The organism is Janthinobacterium sp. GW821-FHT03C08 (assembly GCF_059420905.1).
Genome location: NZ_JBWKUP010000051.1, coordinates 1 through 1155 on the forward strand (window position 1 = coordinate 1; position 1155 = coordinate 1155).

Below are 1155 nucleotides of genomic sequence, written 5' to 3' on the forward strand. Positions count from 1 at the left end.
CGCCACCTGCGCCTCGAACAGCTCATGGATGCAATGCTCCTGCGGATAGTCCGCCTGCGTCGCATTCAGCGTCTGCAACAGGTACTGTCTCTCGCCGGCCGGCAAGACCGCCACGTCGAGCACCGCCTTGTCAGGTTCGCTCAGCAAGGCTGCGGACAGCTCAGTCAATGCTGCCTCCATGTAGCCCAGCACGCGAGTGGCGTCCACATCGCTGTCCGTTTGTATATTGATGTAATAAACTTGGCCCATATCATCAATCGATATGGTGAATGGATAATTGGTTCTCTCCAGGGTATCGATTACTTCAATCCCGCCGATTGCAGTGTGTTCCTGGCTGGTCAGGGTATCCGAAGTACGGTAATTGAGCATGGAGCTAAACAGCGGCATGTTCTCCGGCAAGGAAGTACAGGCTTTTGCTAGCGCGAGCGAAGTTTGCTCATAGGGCAGCAGATTTTTTAACGCCGCATCAGCCTGCAGCAACAATTGAGCACTGCTCATGTCCCGCAAATTTAACCTTAACGGCAAGGTATTGATGAACATTCCCAGCATATGTGGTGCACCTTGCGTTCCCTGCAAGCGTCCCGACAGTACCGTGCCAAACACGACATCATCTTTCCCGCTACAGGCGGCAAGTACCAGTGCCCAAGCCGCATGAAACAAAATGGCAGGGTTCAGCTTGTAATACCTTGCAGTGGCGCGTATCTGCGTAACCAAAGCGGCATCAAGATCTTTTCTTGCCTCAACACTACGAGAACCATCACCATGCACGGCCAGTAAGCCAAATGGCGTGGTTGGCTCATCAACATCCTTCAGAATGCTCTTGAAAAAGGCCGTTGCATCCTGATGCCGCGCCTGATGCATGGTATGGGCCACCAATTCACGATAAGGGACCGGAGTGGCCAGATGTTCAGCATTGTTATCCAGAAATGCTTCGATTTCAGTCCGTAGTATCCTCAAGGAAGTAAAATCGTCGATCAGATGGTGGATCTGGCACAGCACGTACTGCGTATCGGACTGCGTATCCGGCATCACGCTGACACACAACAACGGTGCCCGTGCCAGATCCATCGACTGCGGTTGCGCCAGGTAGGTGCCGATCCGGCTCTCGATATCGCCCCCGGATGGCAGCACCAGTGGCTGAATCTGCAGGCGTGC

General features: G+C 53.9%; 1 protein-coding gene. It reads right to left on the reverse strand.

Going from position 1 to position 1155, the window contains the following annotated elements; translation table 11 throughout:
• The coding region (locus tag AC07VL_RS28005; RefSeq protein ID WP_494808753.1) for a condensation domain-containing protein at positions 1-1155 on the reverse strand (1155 nt) is incomplete at both ends.